Below are 19,877 nucleotides of genomic sequence, written 5' to 3' on the forward strand. Positions count from 1 at the left end.
ACTCTTTTGCTAAAAAATGTGATAGAAGAGACCATTTTCCCGACCGGCGGACCATAAATACACACTGCCGGTGAACGCACCCGCCTTTTTATGGTTAACTTTGCAGACGCAAAAAAATGAAATCAGCTTATGGTGCTTAACTACATCTGGATTGTATTCTTCATCGCAGCCTTTGTCATAGCATTTGTCAGACTGGTGTTTATGGGCGACGTCGATGTCTTTCCGGCTATCATCAACTCCACGTTCGACACTGCCCGCACAGCGTTTGAAATCTCCCTCGGCCTGACCGGTGTGCTCTCGCTCTGGCTCGGCGTGATGAAGATAGGCGAACGCGGCGGCATCATCAATGCTCTGGCGCGCCTGCTCGGACCGGTCTTTGCCAGGCTCTTCCCCGCCATACCCAAGGGACACCCCGTGGTAGGCAACATCTTCATGAACCTATCGGCCAACATGCTGGGCCTTGACAACGCCGCCACGCCGCTGGGCCTCAAGGCCATGGAAGGCCTACAGGAACTGAACCCGCAAAAGGACACGGCATCGGACCCGATGATTATGTTCCTCGTACTGAACACCTCGGGACTGACCATTGTTCCCGTGGGCATTCTCGTCTACCGCGCCCAGATGGGAGCGGCGCAGCCCACCGACATTTTCATACCGTTGCTTCTGGCCACGTTTTTCTCTACGCTGGCCGGCATCGTAGTGACGAGCCTCTACCAACGCATCAACCTGCTCAACCGCACCATTCTGCTCACACTGGGCGGCCTGTCGCTCACCGTAGCCGGCGTGATGTGGGGATTCTCACGCCTTGACGGCGCCACAATGAACATCGTAGCCACTACCTCTGCCAACGTGCTGCTCTTCACCATTATCATGACATTCCTGCTGGCAGGGGTACGCAAAAGAATCAACGTCTACGAGACTTTTATCGAAGGCGCCAAAGAAGGGTTCGCCACAGCCGTACGCATCATCCCTTATCTCGTAGCCGTTCTGGTGGCCATCGGCGTGTTCCGGGCCTCAGGAGCGATGGACTGGCTCATCGGCGCCATCGGTGCAACCCTCCGGGCCACAGGCGCGGCCACAGAATGGGTGGGCGCACTGCCCACGGCACTGATGCGCCCCCTGAGCGGCAGCGGTGCGCGCGGCATGATGGTAGACGCCATGCAGACTTACGGCGCCGACTCCTTCATAGGCCGACTCAGCTGCATATTCCAAGGTTCAACGGACACTACATTCTACATCCTGGCCGTATACTTCGGGTCAGTGGGCATAAGAAAAACAAGACACGCCGTAGCCTGCGGCCTGCTGGCCGACCTGACAGGCATCATAGCGGCAGTATTCATCTGCTATTTCTTCTTCGGATAACATTTCCCGACAATCGGAGGCAGGTTCCCTTTACGGAAAAATCGGCCGCCCTACCGTCATTTTCAAATATATCATGGCAAATCTCAAATCCCTGGCCAAGGACACGGCCATCTACGGCCTGTCGAGCATCGTGGGCCGCTTTCTGAACTATCTGCTCGTACCGCTCTACACCGCCCAGATATCCGTAGCCTCAGGCGGATACGGCGTCATCACGGAGATATACAGCTACACCGCCCTGCTGCTGGTGCTGCTCACCTTCGGCATGGAAACGGCTTTCTTCCGCTTCATCAACAAAACCGAAGAAGCCCCCCTGCGCGTCTATTCCACCACCCTCATCGCCGTGGGAACAGTGGCGGCGGCCTTCGCGGCTGTCGTGCTGTTTTTCCTCCCCTCCGTGGCCGCCGCACTCGACTATGCCGACCATCCGGAATACATCGGAATGATGGCGGTGTGCGTGGCCATCGACGCCTTCCAGTGCATACCCTTCGCCTACCTGCGCTACCAGAAACGGCCGCTCAAGTTCGCCGCACTCAAACTGCTCTTCATCATCCTCAACATCACTCTGAACCTCATTTACTTTGTCCTGCTCGACTGCGCCGACGTGTTCTACGCCTTTGCCATCAATCTTTTCTGCACATCGTTTGTCACGCTGTTTTTCCTGCGCGAACTGACAGGATTCCGATGGGTGCTCGACCGGCGGCTCCTGCGGCAGATGCTGGCCTATGCCTGGCCCATACTCGTACTCGGCGTGGCGGGCATTCTCAACCAGACGGCGGACAAAATGATATTTCCCCGCCTTGTAGAAGGACAGGCCGGCAAGGCACAGCTCGGCATCTACGGCGCCAGCGTCAAGGTGGCCATGATCATGGCCATGATCACACAGGCTTTCCGCTACGCTTACGAGCCCTTTGTATTTGCCGGGCAAAATGAGGGCGACAACCGCGCCACCTATGCCAAAGCAATGAAATATTTCATCATATTCACGCTGCTGGCCTTTCTGGTGGTGACGGGCTATATGGACATCCTCAAACACATCATCGCCCCCGACTACTGGGAGGGCCTGAAGGTGGTGCCGGTTGTCATGGCGGCCGAAATCATGATGGGCGTCTATTTCAACCTGAGCTTTTGGTACAAGCTTATCGACAAGACCATCTGGGGCGCATGGTTCTCGGGCGCCGGTTGCGCCGTACTGATAGCAGTCAACGTGCTTTTCATTCCCCGCTACGGCTACATGGCCTGCGCCTGGGCGGGTGTGGCGGGCTACGGCACAGCCATGCTCCTCAGTTACTTCGTAGGGCGGAAATATTATCCCATCAACTACCCGCTCCGGAGCATAGGGGTTTATGTAGCCATCACCATCCTGTTCTTCACAGTCATAACGCTGACAGGCCGCTACTTTGACGCGCTTTGGCTGCGCCTGCTCGTCAACACCGGCTGCATAGCCCTTTTCGTAGCACACACCGTACATTACGATTTTCCCCTTTCGGGATTGCCCGTAATAGGCCGGTATTTCAAAAAACAATGACGCACAGCCCCGCACGGACGCATGACGGACCGGCTGCGGCGGCTATCCTTTCAACCATCTTATCCAAAACACCGTGAACTATCATACAACGAGACTTTCCAACGGTCTGCGCGTCATCCACGAGCCTTCAGCCTCGGAGGTGACCTATTGCGGCTACGTTATCTGCGCAGGCACACGCCATGAAGACGCTCCCGACGCCGGAATGGCCCATTTCATCGAGCACATGAGCTTTAAGGGGACCAAACGCCGCAGGGCCTGCCATATATCCAACGGACTGGAGCGCGTGGGAGGCGACCTCAACGCCTTTACCAACAAGCAGGAGACGGTCTATCATGCTACCGTGCTGCGACAGGACTTCAGGCGCGCGGCAGACTTCCTCACCGACATCGTTTTCGGCAGCATTTATCCTCAACACGAAATCGACAAAGAGGTGGAGGTGATATGTGATGAAATCGACAGTTACCGCGACTCGCCGGCAGAACTTATATTCGATGAATTCGAAGCCATGCTCTATGCCGGGCATCCTCTGGGCCGCGACATTCTGGGCACCCCTGAGCGCCTCCGCCAATACACGACAGCAGACGCCGTACGTTTTGCCCAACGCCACTACCGCCCGGAAAACGCCGTATTCTTCGTGTATGGCGATGTGGACTTCAACACCGTGACGCACACACTGGAACGCCAATTCACCCTCGTGGACGAATGGCCTGAAAGCCACCGTTCATTCTCCGATGAAACTGCCGGAATGCCGGCACAGCCCACGGAACAGGAGGAGCCGCTGCGCATTGTAGAGAAAGACACGCACCAGGCCCACGTGCTGATAGGCGGCACGACCTTCGGCGGTGCCGACAACCGCCGTTTCGCGCTGATGCTGCTCAACAACATGCTGGGAGGACCGGGCGGCAACTCGCGTCTCAACATGAGTCTGCGCGAAAAGGCCGGACTCGTTTACTCGGCAGACGCCTACCTGTCAACCTATCCCGACACCGGTTACTGGAATGTTTACTTTGGCTGCGATGCTCACGACATATCACGCTGCCGGCGCATTGTGGAGCGGGAACTGCGGCGTTTCATCGACACCCCCCTCTCTCCCGCCCAACTGGCCGCGGCCAAGAAACAACTCTGCGGACAGGTAGGCATCTCGTGCGACAGCCGCGAAGGATATGCACTGGCCATGGGCAAAGTTTTCGCCCACTACAACGTTCACCGCAACGTACAGGAACTGCTCGACAGCATCCGCAGCATAACGGCCGCCGAGTTACAGGAAACTGCCGCTGAGGTGTACTGCCCCGACAGGCTCCGCACCCTGATTTATCGTTAAACGCTGATTTTAACACTATTTGCTTTCCACCGGAAATTTTAGTATCTTTGTAACAGCCAAGCGGGACGCTCCACACGGAAGTCCCGCTTTTTCACTGTCTCTCAGCCGGGTTTAAAGAGAAAATCATCGTATTTCTTCCCGAAATTTCCCGTATTCGAATTTAAAATCCAAGTATTCGAATTGAAATTCCGATACGGACTTTTTCGTTCCCCATACTTCAAACCTTTGTTTTACCACTTGCAATTGTAACGGAAAGTTAAAAACGTTAAAGTCAGAAAGGTTGAAAATACCCCAAACAGGGTATTGTGCCATCAGAAACACAGCCGTAACTTTGCACCGTCCGGCAAGCCATCCGGATTAAGTTGAGAATTTAAATTGTTATGTCCATGTCGACAAGCCGGGCTGTCTCCTTGCGGAAACAGCCCGGCCGGCATTAAACGCCGGCCAGCAAAAAAAACATAACACATAGAAAGGCCTTTTATACTGAAATGTGTAACTTCGCCCTACAACCACAAAAGATACCATCATGAACCATCCGCTCCGTCTCTTCCGGTATTGTCCGCGTTGCGGCTCCACCCGTTTCGGCTCTCACGACAGCCGCTCAAAGTGTTGCGCCGATTGCGGTTTCACGTATTACCACAATGCCTCGACCGCAACTGTAGCCGTCATTTTCGACAGTCACGGCCGGCTGCTCGTAACACGCCGTGCCTTCGACCCCGCGCGGGGAACGCTCGATCTTCCCGGCGGCTTCGTAGACCCCGGCGAGAGCGTAGAGGAAGGCCTGCGGCGCGAAGTGCGCGAGGAAACAGGCGGCGAGGTAGCCGAGGCCGCCTACCTCTTCTCCCTGCCCAACATCTACCTTTTTTCCGGTATGGAAGTACACACCGCCGATATGTTCTTCCGCTGCCGCCTGACCGACGAAAATGCAGTGAACGCGGCCGATGACGCCGCCGAGCTCCTGTGGCTGCCACGCGAGGAGGTGTGCCCCACCCTTTTCGGACTGGACTCTATACGCCGAGGCGTGGAACGCCTGACAAACGTTGAGGAATAATGATGAATCATAAAAAAAGAGAAAACCAGCGTTTCTCAGGAAAAATGTGCTATCTTGCCGAAGTTTTCCACCGTCAGGGGGCCGGCGGACAATGGCCGATCCTCCTGCGGGAGACTTTCAGGAATCAAACCGTAACACGACATGACAACAGTAAAATTCAAAGGCACGGAAGTGCAACTATCGGGCGATGTGCCCGCAGTGGGCGAAAAAGCCCCTAAATTCGGCGGTGTGCGCGCCGACCTCAGCGTACTCCATCTGCCCGACCTTCAGGGCCGGCGCGTGGTACTCAACATTTTTCCCAGTCTCGACACGCCGGTTTGCGCCGCTTCAGTGCGGCGCTTCAACAAGGAAGCCGCCGCGCTCCACAACACCGTGGTGCTATGCGTGTCGAAGGATCTGCCCTTTGCCCAAAGCCGGTTTTGTTCAACAGAAGGGCTGAACGACGTAGTGGCCGTGAGCACATTCCGCTGCAAGTGCTTCGATGAAAAATACGGCCTGGGCATCACGGACGGTCCGCTCAAAGGGCTTTTGGCACGCGCTGTCATCGTAATAGACGAGTCAGGAACTATCGTCTACAAGGAGGTGGTTCCCGAAATCACCGACGAACCGGACTACGAAAAGGCGCTGGCAGCGCTGAAATAAGAAGTGACCGATCTTACGCATCGGAAGCCAGCATACTCAGGCGGGCAGACCTGCGGACCATTCGATCCGTTGTCTGCCCGCCTGACCGTTTCCATGACTGGATGGTGTCAGAGGGGTCGCCTCATAAGAGATATCGTTTGAGCACTTCCATCTCCCGAGGCGAGAAGTAATGCGAGCCGTTTCTGTAGCCCGCCTTTCTGAGTTCGGAGAGCATTTCCGGATCGCCGGCAATCCAGCGGCGCAAGCGGGCTACGGCCACAGCCGGCTTCGTGTTGCCAAAACAGCGCTCAGCCACTCGGCGGCGTGACGTGCGCCGCTGGGGCAGATGTTGTCGTTCAGTCATCAGTCCTACAGATTTTAAACGTTAAACTTACGGCGGATGTCGTCAACGCCCTCCGGCGTTATGCGGGCACCGGTTTCCTGCCGCGCCATGGCGGCAATGAGGCGGGCCAGTTCCGGACCTTCGGCGGTTATTCTCTCGTCACGCCCCAGGCGGCTGCGACCGCACACACAGGCGATATAAAGTTCCGTGCGGTTTTCCTTTGGCGGCGCCCAGCGGCTGATGATGCCGGCCGGCGTGTCAAGCCCGTAGCGCCGCATGTATGTCTTCATCAGCACAACGGCGGCACGGTAGCCGTAAACCGGCGCAATGAATTTGCAGAAGCCCTTCACGTTGGGCGTTACGGGGTGGAGTCCCAGCCAGCGGTTGGCGGCCGAATAACGGATGTTAAGCGGGTTACGGTTGGCCGTACCCAGATTAATGGTTCTCATGGTTTCAATAGTTTTTAGAGGGGAAATGGCGTTGCGCAACGCCTCAAATGTTATCCAATTTTTTATTTTACCGGTAGTGTTCTGCAGATGAAGCAAAGGTATCGGCGCTGATTCCGATTACTTCGGAACTTTTCCTGACGTGAAAAGAAAAACAACAGGCACAGCCGGTACGCCTCCGGTGTTCTTTTAACGTTTTTAACGTTCTGTTACAAATGCAAGTGGTAAAACAAAGGTTTGAAGTATGGAGAACGAAAAAGTCCGTATCGGAATTTCAACGCCGATACGGGGAATTCAAATTCCAAGTAATGCTTTTCGGAATTGAGGAAAGGGCTTTTTTGCCTTTTAAAAGCCTTGAAAACAAGCAAAAAGCGGCCAGTCTCTATGAGATTGGCCGCCCGGCTGTTACAAAGATACTGAAATTTCCACCGGAAAGCAAATTGTGTTAAAAAACGGAGGAAGACAATAATGACCTTCATTGGCCGGAAGCCGGAACATGACAGCGAAGCTTGCCGGCGGCCTCAGAGTTCCCCAAAACAGACGGACATCCCAGTCCCAACCGGCACATCCGCACCCGACTCATCCGAAAACGGCATAACAGATCACCGGAACACCCAACTGACGGTTGCGGAGGCAACCGATTTATTTTTCTGTCATTTTTTGCCGTATAAGCGAAATCACATATCTTTGCAATCAAATTATTTATTATTTTTTCATAACAACATTTCACAGATATGAGACGATTTCTTTTGTTTTTATTCGCTTTTAGCTTTTATACGACACTATCCGCCCAAGACGGTATCGTTCTGCGCGCCAGAAAATTCAAAGACACCGGCACCTACGGCTACACCAACGAAGGCACACGCCAGGGATGGTGGGCCTACACGGTGGCTACAGGCAACAATGTGGAGGAACTGCAGTGTCTGGGGGAACATGAGTGGACCATAAGCCCGCTCTACTCCACTGCGGCCAAAGAATTCGGCGAGGGACTGGCTGGCGTGGAACATCATGGCAAAGTAGGATTCATCGATGCGGCCAACCGCTATGTCATTGCCCCTCAATTCGAGCCGTGCGACAAACTCCACGGATTCAGCCACGGACTGGCCCCGGTAAAGGTGGACGGGAAATTCGGCTACATAGACAAAAAGGGACGCATGGTGATCCGTCCGCAATTTGATGAAGCCGACCCCTTTACAGAGAATTACGTGGCCACGGTGAGAATGAACAAGAAATACGGCGCGATAGACATCACGGGCAGACTCATCGTGCCATGCCACCACCTGACGGAAGAAACAATGCGCTACGTGCCCATCAAGAACAAGGAGTACAACACCGCGGCGGCAGTGGCAAAAGCGGCTGTGGAAAGCGGAGAAAACGCAGCGGCACTGAAGAGTCTCAGAGCTACGGCCGAAGAGGTGGACGCACGCATAAGCAACGCACAGTGGAGACCGGCGGCGCCGAAAGTGGAGAAAGCGGCGATCACGGGCGGACTATACGGACTGAAAGCTGCACGCACCGACACGGCATGGCTCGTCAGACCGCTCTACACGGCCTTTAAGGCACTTTCCAACGGCTTTTACCTGATCACAGACAAGGAGGGCAGTCAGGGCGTGGCTGACGCCTGGGGACGCATTCTGATACCGGCACGCTACAAGGCGGTGCGTTACTTTCCGCAAGAGAGGTGTTTCATCAGAACCACCGTGATGACTGACGGCTCCACACGTGACCAGATTGTGACAGAGAGCGGAAAGACATGCCACCCCAACGTGGTGGACAAAATAGAAAACATAAAGAGCGGCAAAGCTACCTGCCTGATTGAGGGATACGAAGGAACGATTACCTCTGAGGGCATTGTGGACGACGGGCTAGTGAAAGCACTGCTGGGAAAGGCCGCGACGCTTGAGGACAAGGAGGCCGCACAGCTGTATTACCGCACATTGCTATTGCGCCCCACTTCGGCGGAAGCCCAATGCAACTACGCGCTCATCGACCTCTCGCGAAACAACTACAAAGAGGGCATGAGCCGCCTGAAAGTAGCACACGAACTGGCGCCCGACGACCGGGAAATAGCCGCCTGCTTGAAGGAGGCCCGCAACGACCGGCGCAAACGCCGCTGGAAGCGGGTGGGCAACACGCTGATGATTACCGGTGCCGTAGCGATGACGGCGGCAACAACTTATTCGGCGGTGAAAGGTGTCCAAAGCGGCGGAACGACCGGGGCTGGTGTTCCAACCGCCGGTAACAGCGGCAAAAGCGGTGCATCAGGATCAGGAGGAAAGGCTGGAATGTATCAGACACGATACAACCAACTGGCCGATAAAGTAAGTAATGAAGCTAGAAGCAATGCCATACGTGACCCTAAAACAGCACCATCCGTTAAAAAAACAATCAGGGTATATCAAAAGAGCATGCGTACACAACGCGATTTAGCAAAAAAAGAAGGTGTAATTATTCCCATATCAAGTTGGGAAACATATGTTCCCTAAAAAAACAGAACAGCGACAAAAACGAACATACACCACGAAACATTACTTTCAAACACCATACAAAAGCGGGGCTTCTCGACATGAAGTCCCGCTTTTATTATGCATCACAAAGAAAAAACATCTATTCGCATTTTGCATTTAAAATACAGGCCCTAGACTTCACCATTAAGCGCAAAAGGCTTATCTTTGCGGGTTTAACCAATATGAACACAAACATGGAAAAACTCCTGCATTACGTGTGGCGACACCGGATGTTTCCTGACAGCGGGCTACGCACAGAGGAAGGCGAGAATCTCGACATCATAGACACGGGACTGCCGAACATGCACGCGGGACCGGACTTTTTCAACGCCAAAGTGAAAGTGGGCGGACAGTTGTGGGTGGGCAACGTGGAACTGCACGAACGCGCCTCCGACTGGTACAGGCACCGCCACGACACGAATGCAGCCTATGACAACGTAGTGCTACACGTGTGCGGAACTGTGGACCACGAGGCGCGGACACTTTCAGGGCGCCTGCTGCCGCAAGTACGGCTGGAGGTGCCGACCGAAGTGAACCGCCGCTATGAAGAACTGCTGGCAGAGGAAACTTACCCGCCTTGCCATCGCGCCATTCCGCACATCGACACACTGACAGCGGCCTCATGGCTCAGCGCACTCACGGCCGAAAGGCTGGAAGAAAAGACGGTGCGTACGAATGCGTGGCTGGAACGGACAGGCGGCGACTGGGAACGCGTCTTCTTTATCACACTGGCAAGGAGCTTCGGATTCGGGGTAAACGCAGAGGCTTTTGAGCAATGGGCAGCGGAACTGCCGCTCGGAGCCGTAGCCAAACACCGCGACGACCGCTTTCAGGTGGAGGCATTCTTTCTGGGCGGAGCGGGACTGCTGACGGATGACATGGTAGCGCCCGAAAGACGTGACAACTACTTCATACGCCTGCAAAAGGAATATACGTATCTGACACACAAATTCTCCCTTACGCCGATGGCGGGAACGGCATGGCGCTTTCTGCGCATGAGACCGCAGAATTTTCCACACGTGAGACTGGCGCAACTGGTGGACCTATACCACAGCCGGCGACTTGATTTGTCACGTTTGCTGGAAGCACGGAAACCGTCAGATTTCCATGCCCTTCTGAGCGCATCCGTAACTCCTTACTGGGAAACTCACTATTGCTTCGGACGGGAAAGCCAACGCAAGCAAAAGGCATTGCAGGCCACTTCGATTGACTTGCTCGTCATTAACGCTGCCGCACCGCTGATTTTTGCCTACGGACGGGCACACATGGACGAGGCATTGTGTGAACGGGCGTTTGAACTCCTGGAGCATACACGTGCGGAGAAAAACTTTATCACCCGCTCATGGGAAGCGGCAGGACTGAAAGCTACCTCGGCCGCCGAAAGTCAGGCGCTTATCCGGCTGCGACACCATTACTGCGACCGAAAAGATTGCCTACGATGCCGGTTCGGAGCGGCATATCTGGCTGGGAAACGAAAGAACCATCAGCTATCAAACATATAATAATCAATGGACTACACCTTCGAAATAACCTTAAAGGTACGCGATTACGAATGTGACTTACAGGGGATTGTGAACAATGCCAACTACCAGCATTATATTGAACACACCCGTCACGAATTTCTGCGTTCACATGGCATCAGTTTTGCCGATCTTCACGAACGGGGCATTGATGCCGTTGTGGCACGACTGAACATGGCATTCAAACTACCTCTGCGCAGTGGCGACTCGTTTGTTTCGCGTCTGGCTCTGCACAAAGAGGGCATCAAATATGTTTTTATTCAAGACATTTTCCGCCTCCCTGACGAACGACCGGTCATCAAGGCTGTGGTAGAAACGGTTTGCCTCATCAACGGACGCCTGCGCGATTGTGAGGAACTGAACAGCCTGTTCTGTCTCTGAAATTCACTCTGTCACACTGATTTTAAGGATTTCAATATAAAAAAGGCCGAGAAACTCATTAAAGGCCTCATCCGATTGTTTTTCTCATTCTGCATGTAAGTAATGATCCACACCATAGCCCTCACCCTGCTCAACGGCCTGAGTCGTGCGGCAGCAACACAACTTTATCTCCGCTACGGCAGTGCACGAGAGGTATACGACAACCGCCAAGAAATAGAGGGACGTGCCCGAACCGCACTGACTGATTGGAGCGAAGCCCTGCGACGGGCTGAAACGGAACTGGATTTCTGCCAACGGCACAATGTGCGGCCCATTGAACTGAACGCACCGGAGTACCCTGCCCGACTGCGCGAATGTCCGGATGCGCCTTTGGTACTCTTCAGCCGCGGAAATGCCGATTTGAATGCCCAACGCATCATTTCAGTAGTAGGAACACGAAAAATATCTGAATACGGCAAAGAATTATGTCAAAATATAATCACAGATTTAAGCAAAATAATACCTGAAACTCTGATTGTTAGCGGTCTTGCATACGGAGTTGATATCCACATACACAGAGCTTGTATTGAGACGGGATTACCAACGATTGGAGTTTTGGCTCACGGGCTGGACCGAATATACCCGGCGATGCACCGCGACACAGCGAAACGAATGATTGAACAAGGCGGACTGCTCACAGAATACATCACGACAACTGTACCTGACAAGGGAAACTTTGTCCGGCGCAACCGCATTGTAGCTGGTATGTCTGACGCAACTGTCGTCATTGAAAGCGCTAAAAAGGGAGGCGCACTCATCACGGCTCGCCTGGCTCTTGATTATAACCGGGATGTTTTTGCTTTTCCCGGACGTGTGGGCGACCGTTATTCGGAAGGATGCAACGCATTGATACGATCTAACGGAGCTGCATTGGCAACATCGGCACAAGACATCGTAGAAGCTTTGGGATGGCAAACAACCAATGAAAAAACAAAACCAATACAGCGCGAACTTTTTCCAAATCTGACGGAAGAGCAACAAACGTTATGTAACGCCCTTCAAAACTCCGACGGCCGAGGACTCAACGAACTGGCCATTACGCTCAACATGCCTGTACAACAGATTTCGGCCACATTATTCGATTTGGAAATGACGGGAGTAGTCAAACAAATGGCGGGTGGACGATATAAACTTCTATAACCAATATCTACACTTAAAGTCTCCTATTGTTCCTCATTTTGCCCTGAAGCCGCATTCTTTCTGACGCACGACTTCAGGGCAAAAAACAATTATGAAAAAAGCAAACGAATATAGAGAATATCGTAAATTTGCGTCTGAATAATTAATAAAATCCAACACATGGATACTGAATTTCACTTTGACGTTGTAGTCGTAGGAGCCGGACATGCCGGTTGCGAAGCGGCGGCGGCAGCGGCACGGACAGGAGCTAAAACATGTCTGATAACGATAGACATGAACAAAATAGCTCAAATGAGTTGCAACCCGGCTATAGGCGGTATAGCCAAAGGCCAGATAGTACGCGAAATAGACGCTCTTGGAGGACAAACAGGCGAAGTAACCGATGCTACAGCCATACAGTTCCGAATGCTTAACCGCTCCAAAGGACCGGCTATGTGGAGTCCGCGTGCCCAATGTGACCGGACACGTTTTATTAAAGAATGGCGACATCGCCTTGAAAACACGGAAAATCTAAGCATCTGGCAGGACGAAGTTACCGAAATTATCGTTGAAAAAGATACAATAAGCGGAGTCCGGACTTTATGGGGAGCTATTTTCCACGCCCGTGCTGTGGTTATCACGGCAGGAACATTTCTAAATGGTCTCATGCACGTAGGACAAAAGCAAGTACCCGGCGGACGGTGTGCCGAACCTGCAGCAACACTTTTAACCGAATCAATCGCCAATTACGGCATACGCTATGCACGAATGAAAACGGGAACACCAGTACGCATTGATGCACGTTCGGTACATTTTGAAGATATGGACTTACAATCTGGAGAAACGGATTATCACCGTTTTTCTTATATAAGTCCTACACGACCGCTTCCTCAACTCCCCTGCTGGACTTGCAACACAAACAAAGAGGTTCATGAGATCTTACAACAAGGACTTCCCTACTCTCCACTCTATAACGGCCAAATCAAGAGCATAGGTCCTCGTTATTGCCCTAGTATCGAAACAAAACTGATAACATTTCCTGAACGCGAGCAACACCCTCTTTTCTTGGAACCGGAAGGACTTGATACAAATGAGCTCTATTTGAACGGCTTTTCTTCCAGTCTCCCAATGAATATTCAAATAGAGGCACTAAAGAAAATTCCTTGTTTCCGAGATATCATCATTTACCGTCCCGGCTACGCCATCGAATATGATTTCTTTGACCCCACGCAATTAAAACATACGTTGGAATCGAAAAAAATAGATGGCCTTTATTTTGCCGGACAAGTAAACGGTACAACCGGTTATGAAGAAGCAGCCGGTCAAGGCATAGTTGCCGGTATAAATGCCGCAATGAAGTGTGGAGGAAACTCTTCATTCATTCTTCACCGCGATGAGGCCTATATTGGAGTACTCATCGATGATTTAGTAACAAAAGGAGTTGATGAACCTTATCGTATGTTTACTTCTCGGGCCGAATATCGTATTTTATTACGACAAGATAACGCAGATATTCGTCTTACCCCTTATGCAGAAAAATTCGGGACAGCCACAAAAGAACGAACGATACGTTTCAATAATAAAAAAGAAAACATCGGTAAAATCATTGATTTCTGTAAAAACTTTTCGGTAAAATACGATCAAATTAATCCATTCCTAGAAAAAGCAGGAAGCGCACCACTCCGCGGCGGATGTAAGATAATCGACATAATAAACAGACCGGAAATTTCATTTTCCGCCTTATCTGAAGAAGTAAATGCATTAAAATGTCTTTTTGACGGTATTGAAACAGACAAAGAAGAGACTATTGAAGCGGCAGAAATAGAAATTAAATATAACGGATACATTTCACGTGAACGCGCCTTAGCCGAAAAAATGCAAAGATTGGAAAGCATAAAAATAAAAGGACGCTTCAACTACGAAGAATTAACACAGTTGTCAACTGAAGCCAGACAAAAACTATCGGCAATAGACCCTGAAACACTGGCTCAAGCGGGACGAATTCCCGGCGTATCTCCAAGCGATATAAGTGTACTTCTTATATTATTAGGTCGTTGACAAGCAAAAAAGCATTAACAAAAAAGAGGAAAACCACCTTCAACAAACATTCATGTTTCACGTGAAACAAATCGTCAAAACTATATTTAAATACAGAAAGTTATGAATAAAAAAATGTTGCTTGATAATTTAAGAAACATTCCCGATTTCCCCAAACCCGGCGTCCAGTTTAAAGATGTCAGTACTCTATTTAAAAACAATACTTGCCTGACAGAAATATCTGACACCTTATTTGATTTTTATAAAGATAAAGGCATAACGAAAGTTGTAGGCATAGAATCACGCGGCTTCGTAATGGGAGGAATATTGGCTTCACGACTGAACGCAGGATTCGTAATGTGCCGCAAACCCGGCAAACTCCCATCAAAAGCCATTCAAGCGACATATATGAAGGAATATGGCGAAGATGCGATAGAAATACACGAAGACGCCATTGATTCAAACGATGTCATACTTATACATGATGATCTACTCGCTACAGGAGGATCGATGAAAGCAGCCTACGAATTAATATCACTATTCAAGCCTAAAGCTATTTACGTTAATTTTCTCATAGAACTCTGTATGGAAGGATTGGAGGGCCGGAAAATGCTCGGAGAAGAAATGGACATCACAACCCTACTGAAAATAGAAGAATAATCAGGAGACTTCTAAGAATGCCATAGCCGGATATTCAAAAAATGACACAGTGATGAAGACAAAAGAGGAATCTACGGACTATATGAAAGGCATCGTACTGAATTTGCCCGAAACGCCGGGATGTTACCAATATCTCGACGATTCGGGCACTATAATATACGTAGGTAAGGCCAAAAACCTCAAAAGGCGTGTCAGCTCTTACTTCAACAAGGAACAACAGTCAGACAAAACACGATTACTGGTAACTAAAATACGCGACATACGTTATGTAGTCGTGAAGACAGAGGAGGACGCCCTTTTACTAGAGAACAATCTGATAAAACGATACAAGCCGCGTTATAATGTTCTCCTAAAAGATGACAAGACCTATCCTTCCATAGCTATAACAAACGAATATTTACCGCGGATATTCAAGACCCGGCAAAGACATGTAAGAGGAGCCACCTTTTACGGGCCTTACAGCCATGTACCAACAATGTATGCCTTACTCGATCTCTGTAAGGAACTTTACCATCCCCGTCCCTGCCGGCTTCCAATGACCCAAGAAGGTGTAATTAACGGGAAGTATGAAGTTTGTCTGGACTATCATATACACAATTGCGCAGGCCCGTGCGTCGGTAAACAGACCCGGGAAGACTACATGCACAACATTGACGCCTGCCGCGAAATACTGAAAGGCAACACCGGAGAAGTGGCCCGAAGGATGAAAGAAGAAATGATGCGTTTATCCGATGAAATGCGGTTTGAGGAAGCTGGCGAAATCAAACGGCGCCTTGACCTCATTGAAAACTTCCGGGCCAAAAGCGAAGTGGTTTCAAATGTGTTGCACAACATTGATGTTTTCAACATTGAGAGCGAAGAGAAAATAGCTTACGTCAACTATCTCCACATCACTAACGGCTGCATCAACCAGGCCTTCACTTTTGAATATAAAAAGAAACTGGACGAAACCGACGAGGAACTGCTCGCACTAGGTATCGTAGAGATGCGCAACCGCTACGGCAGCACCTCACGTGAAATCATAGTGCCTTTTCCGGTAGACTTACCCGCAGAATACGCAGAACAAGCAATACCGCAAAAAGGAGAGAAGAAAAAACTGCTGGAACTATCAAAACTCAACGTCAAGCAATATAAGTTCGACCGCCTGAAACAAGCTGAAAAACTCAATCCGGAACAAAAAAACACGCGTCTGATGAAAGAAATACAGACGCAATTAGGCTTAAAGAAACTCCCTTTCCGAGTAGAACTTTTCGACAATTCCAACATACAGGGAGAAGACGCCGTAGCCGCCTGCGTTGTGTTTGAAAAACTTAAACCGGCAAAAAAAGAATACCGCAAGTACAACATAAAAACCGTGACCGGAGCGGATGACTATGCCTCTATGAAAGAAGTAGTACGCCGCCGATACATCCGGCAGGAAGCAGACAACAATCCCCTACCCGACCTCATCATCGCCGATGGCGGAAAAGGACAAATGGAAGTCATACGCCAAGTCGTAGAAGACGAATTACATCTTGACATCCCTATAGCCGGCCTAGCAAAGGACAGCCGCCACCGCACCCGTGAACTGCTGTTCGGCTCCCCCCCCGTAACGATAGGCATGAAAGCCGACAGCCAGCTGTTCCGCCTGCTCACACACATGCAGGACGAAGTGCACCGCTTTGCTATCAGTTTCCACCGCGACAAACGTTCCAAACGACAAACAGCCTCCGAATTGGACCAAGTGAACGGTATAGGCGAAAAGACAAAAGCTCTCCTACTGAAGACCTTCGGCAGCGTAAAACGCATAAAATCCGCCTCAGCAGAGCAGCTGCAAGCCACTCTGGGCCAAGTCAAAGGCCACAAGCTGTTCAACGCGCTCCATGCAGGAGAAGACACAGGAAAAGACATCTGAGTCTCCCGGCACACAACCCATTCCTCCCCTCTTGCTCCAAATAAAATTAATCCGTATATTTGCCAACATGAGAATAGTCATACAACGCGTCAGCCGTGCCTCTGTGAGCATCGGCGGCCGAACAGAGTCAAGCATCGGCCATGGTCTTTTAATCCTATTAGGCATAGAACCATCTGACAAAGAAGAAGATGCCGATTGGCTCATCAAGAAAGTCACAGGCCTGCGCATATTCGATGATGAAGCCGGCGTAATGAATCGCAATATCACTGAAGAAGAAGGTAACATAATGGTTGTCAGCCAGTTTACACTAATGGCATCCTATAAAAAAGGCAACCGGCCGTCATACATCCGCGCCGCAGGCCGCGACATCGCCATTCCACTCTACGAATACTTCTGCCGCGGACTCGAAACGGCACTGGGCCGACCTGTCAGTACAGGAGTATTCGGCGCGGACATGCAGGTGGAACTCGTCAACAACGGACCCGTAACTATCTGCATGGACACAAAGAACAAAGAATGACACGTGCAGGAAAAACATGTCTTCCCTTATGAAACACATCCCCACCCTTTCATCCTATAAAACACTGAGAAAATGACTCTCCAAGAAGCCCAGGAAGCCGTAGACCAATGGATCAGAACCTATGGCGTGCGCTATTTCAGCGAACTCACCAACATGGCCGTTCTCACTGAGGAAGTGGGCGAACTGGCCCGCGTCATGTCACGCCGTTACGGCGACCAGTCATTCAAGCCCGGCGAACCAACCGACCCTGCCGACGAGATGGCCGACGTACTATGGGTGTTGCTCTGCCTGGCCAACCAGACGGGCACCGACCTCACCGAGGCCTTCAGGCGCAACCTTGACAAGAAAACCCGGCGCGATGCCACGCGTCATCTCAACAACGAGAAATTAAGATAAGCGACCAAACGAACATTAACCACCAAACAATAAGAAAACATGTCAGAGCACTGTCATTGCGGTCAAGACCATGACCATCACGGGAACCATCCCGCCAACCGTTACGAAGAAGCCTTCTCAAAGTTCAACCTCCAGCTGAATGACGAACAGGTGAACGCCGCCACAGAGCGCCTTGTAAGCGAAAAGAAAGCCCAATACGACACCCCCGAAGTGAAGCGCCAACTGCTGGGCGCCGTGGAACTGACCACCCTCAAGGTCACCGATTCTCAGGAAAGCGTCCTCCGCTTTGTGGAAAAAGTCAACGCCTTTGCCGACGCCCACCCCGACCTACCCCACCTGGCCACAGTATGTGTCTATCCCAACTTCGCCAAAATCGTTGCCGAAAGCCTCGAAGCCGACAAGGTGGAAGTGGCCTGCGTGAGCGGCGGTTTCCCCTCTTCCCAAACCTTCCTCGAAGTAAAAACCATCGAAACGGCACTGGCCGTCAACGACGGCGCCACCGAAATAGACATGGTTCTGAGCGTAGGTGCCTTTCTGAGTGGCGACTACGAGACGTGTGCCGATGAAGTGAGCGAAATCAAGGCCGCCTGCTCCGGACGGCCGCTCAAAGTCATCCTCGAAACCGGCGCTCTGCAGACTGCCCTCAACATCAAGAAAGCCGCCATCCTTTCCATCTATGCGGGAGCTGACTTCATAAAGACCTCTACAGGCAAAATAGAGCCCGCTGCAACGCCTCAGGCTGCCTACGTAATGTGTCAGACCATCCGCGAATACGAAAAGCTCACAGGCACGAAAATCGGATTCAAGGCTGCCGGCGGCATCAGTTCCATAGACGACGCGCTGACGTACTACACCATCGTACGCGAAATGCTCGGCGAGGAATATATAAAGGCCGGCCTGTTCCGCATCGGAACAAGCCGTCTGGCCAACCTTCTGGTAAGCGACATACTGGGAGAAGAAAACAAACCTTTCTGAGTCGCAGGCTGACCAGCAGGAAAAGACACAAAACACAATTTGCTTCCGGCAAAAAAATTGTATCTTTGTAACAGCGGGAGCGGGATATTTCAAAAGAATGTCCCGCTCTTATATATAAAAAACTACTCCATTAAGTTTTTCCATAACAACTAAAATTCTTATTTTTGCCAAAACCTTAACTTGAAAAAGAAGATATCGCCTACACGACAAGCCTTACCAAAGCAACGATTCATGAATTACAGACTCATTCTTACATTTCTTCTCTGCAACTATTTCCTAATAGCATGCGACAATAACAACACCTATCAAACTACCATAAAAACAATGGAAGACGGTACGAAAATATTCGTAAAAGAAGATAGCCTTCTAACTATATATGACTGGAAATATGAAATTAAAGACCGTAAAGAACCATTAAAAGAAAGTCCAAAGGACTCCATTGAAACATACAAAAGCAATGATATTTCATCCGTATGGTATATGGCACAATTCAATGAAGAGAACAAAAATTACGGCATCATTAAAAACGGAAGATACTATATCAGAATAGAAGACTACATCATCGAAATTCCCTGCCGATCCAACGAAATACCGGTTCCTTATATTCCTACTCCATCTTCCATAGGTTTGAAAAATCCTACCAATAAAAAAATCCGCGGTTACTCGTTCATCCCAGCCTATAACATAGGGGGAAAATACATTGCACACACCTACCTATGGTACGTTGGCTACGATTCAAATGGCAAATTCATAGGAAAGTACTACCCCTGCAAGCCTGAAGAATTAAAATGGTATTATTCACTCTTAAAAATATAAAACTATGAAAAAATTTTTTTTGCTTCTTAGTGTTTCCATTTCATTAGCTCATACCTCTTGCGATTCTGATTTTAGTATAGAACCAACTAATAATCAACAGATACCAGAGATAAAAAACCTTAGTAAGGGCTATGCCATAAATAACAACGAATGTCTTATAAATATTGACTCCGCAACTTTTTCACGCACAAATTCTTTGATAACACCTTCACGCAGCGAATTGACTGGAAAACCATTATCTTCTATTGAATTTGATGTTATTGCTGTTAAAGGATACGGATATGATGTTAAAACGGGTCAAGCCGAAATTCCGGTGCATTTGTTAAAATTCGAGAGCTGAAATG

General features: G+C 50.4%; 19 protein-coding genes. 17 read left to right on the forward strand and 2 right to left on the reverse strand.

What is annotated here, in order from left to right:
* Positions 1-129: 129 nt before the first annotated feature.
* The 5 genes from C5S62_RS11710 to tpx all read left to right on the forward strand — a co-directional run bounded on the left by C5S62_RS11710 (position 130) and on the right by tpx (position 5,901).
* On the forward strand, positions 130-1,362 hold the full coding sequence (locus tag C5S62_RS11710) for a nucleoside recognition domain-containing protein (RefSeq protein WP_104405562.1): 1,233 nt from the start codon (positions 130-132) through the stop codon (positions 1,360-1,362).
* Positions 1,363-1,435: 73 nt separating this feature from the next.
* A complete protein-coding gene (locus tag C5S62_RS11715) occupies positions 1,436-2,887 on the forward strand; it encodes a lipopolysaccharide biosynthesis protein (RefSeq protein ID WP_104405563.1) in 1,452 nt (483 codons plus the stop codon).
* A 73-nt stretch (positions 2,888-2,960) separates the two neighbouring features.
* The gene (locus tag C5S62_RS11720; protein WP_104405564.1) at positions 2,961-4,208 is read left to right on the forward strand and encodes a pitrilysin family protein; all 1,248 of its coding nucleotides are present in this window, start codon (positions 2,961-2,963) and stop codon (positions 4,206-4,208) included.
* 526 nt (positions 4,209-4,734) lie between these two features.
* Positions 4,735-5,259: an NUDIX domain-containing protein gene (locus tag C5S62_RS11730; protein WP_104405566.1), complete on the forward strand. Its 525-nt coding sequence runs from the start codon at positions 4,735-4,737 to the stop codon at positions 5,257-5,259.
* A gap of 141 nt (positions 5,260-5,400) precedes the next feature.
* The gene (gene tpx, locus C5S62_RS11735) at positions 5,401-5,901 is read left to right on the forward strand and encodes a thiol peroxidase (protein ID WP_104405567.1); all 501 of its coding nucleotides are present in this window, start codon (positions 5,401-5,403) and stop codon (positions 5,899-5,901) included.
* A gap of 121 nt (positions 5,902-6,022) precedes the next feature.
* Here the strand turns inward: tpx and C5S62_RS11740 are convergent, their stop codons facing one another.
* A complete protein-coding gene (locus C5S62_RS11740; protein WP_104405568.1) occupies positions 6,023-6,244 on the reverse strand; it encodes a DUF4248 domain-containing protein in 222 nt (73 codons plus the stop codon).
* A 14-nt stretch (positions 6,245-6,258) separates the two neighbouring features.
* A complete protein-coding gene (locus tag C5S62_RS11745) occupies positions 6,259-6,672 on the reverse strand; it encodes a structural protein (protein WP_133159589.1) in 414 nt (137 codons plus the stop codon).
* Positions 6,673-7,403: 731 nt separating this feature from the next.
* Between C5S62_RS11745 and C5S62_RS11760 the strand changes: the two genes are divergently transcribed.
* The 12 genes from C5S62_RS11760 to C5S62_RS11815 all read left to right on the forward strand — a co-directional run bounded on the left by C5S62_RS11760 (position 7,404) and on the right by C5S62_RS11815 (position 19,873).
* A complete protein-coding gene (locus C5S62_RS11760) occupies positions 7,404-9,155 on the forward strand; it encodes a WG repeat-containing protein (RefSeq protein ID WP_104405572.1) in 1,752 nt (583 codons plus the stop codon).
* A gap of 203 nt (positions 9,156-9,358) precedes the next feature.
* Positions 9,359-10,678, forward strand: coding sequence for a DUF2851 family protein (locus tag C5S62_RS11765; protein ID WP_223301231.1), 1,320 nt, complete (start codon positions 9,359-9,361; stop codon positions 10,676-10,678).
* 6 nt (positions 10,679-10,684) lie between these two features.
* Positions 10,685-11,077 (forward strand): thioesterase family protein, encoded by a 393-nt coding sequence (locus tag C5S62_RS11770; RefSeq protein ID WP_104405573.1) that lies wholly within the window; start codon positions 10,685-10,687, stop codon positions 11,075-11,077.
* Positions 11,078-11,179: 102 nt separating this feature from the next.
* Positions 11,180-12,256 (forward strand): DNA-processing protein DprA, encoded by a 1,077-nt coding sequence (gene dprA / locus C5S62_RS11775; protein ID WP_104405574.1) that lies wholly within the window; start codon positions 11,180-11,182, stop codon positions 12,254-12,256.
* 159 nt (positions 12,257-12,415) lie between these two features.
* Positions 12,416-14,293, forward strand: a complete 1,878-nt coding sequence (mnmG, locus tag C5S62_RS11780) for a tRNA uridine-5-carboxymethylaminomethyl(34) synthesis enzyme MnmG (RefSeq protein WP_104405575.1) — start codon at positions 12,416-12,418, stop codon at positions 14,291-14,293.
* Positions 14,294-14,395: 102 nt separating this feature from the next.
* A complete protein-coding gene (locus tag C5S62_RS11785) occupies positions 14,396-14,932 on the forward strand; it encodes an adenine phosphoribosyltransferase (protein WP_104405576.1) in 537 nt (178 codons plus the stop codon).
* 52 nt (positions 14,933-14,984) lie between these two features.
* Positions 14,985-16,826, forward strand: coding sequence for an excinuclease ABC subunit UvrC (uvrC, locus tag C5S62_RS11790; protein ID WP_104405577.1), 1,842 nt, complete (start codon positions 14,985-14,987; stop codon positions 16,824-16,826).
* A gap of 67 nt (positions 16,827-16,893) precedes the next feature.
* A complete protein-coding gene (gene dtd, locus C5S62_RS11795) occupies positions 16,894-17,346 on the forward strand; it encodes a D-aminoacyl-tRNA deacylase (protein ID WP_104405585.1) in 453 nt (150 codons plus the stop codon).
* Between the two features lie 72 nt (positions 17,347-17,418).
* On the forward strand, positions 17,419-17,742 hold the full coding sequence (locus C5S62_RS11800; protein ID WP_104405578.1) for a nucleotide pyrophosphohydrolase: 324 nt from the start codon (positions 17,419-17,421) through the stop codon (positions 17,740-17,742).
* 39 nt (positions 17,743-17,781) lie between these two features.
* On the forward strand, positions 17,782-18,717 hold the full coding sequence (deoC, locus tag C5S62_RS11805; RefSeq protein WP_104405579.1) for a deoxyribose-phosphate aldolase: 936 nt from the start codon (positions 17,782-17,784) through the stop codon (positions 18,715-18,717).
* A 231-nt stretch (positions 18,718-18,948) separates the two neighbouring features.
* Positions 18,949-19,533: a hypothetical protein gene (locus tag C5S62_RS11810; protein ID WP_104405580.1), complete on the forward strand. Its 585-nt coding sequence runs from the start codon at positions 18,949-18,951 to the stop codon at positions 19,531-19,533.
* A gap of 4 nt (positions 19,534-19,537) precedes the next feature.
* Positions 19,538-19,873 carry a hypothetical protein gene (locus C5S62_RS11815; protein WP_104405581.1) on the forward strand — a complete coding sequence of 112 codons (336 nt, stop codon included), beginning with the start codon at positions 19,538-19,540 and terminating at the stop codon, positions 19,871-19,873.
* The last annotated feature ends 4 nt before the right edge of the window (positions 19,874-19,877 follow it).

The sequence above is a fragment of the Prevotella sp. MGM2 genome (assembly GCF_002933955.1).
Classification (GTDB): Bacteria; Bacteroidota; Bacteroidia; order Bacteroidales; family Bacteroidaceae; genus Alloprevotella.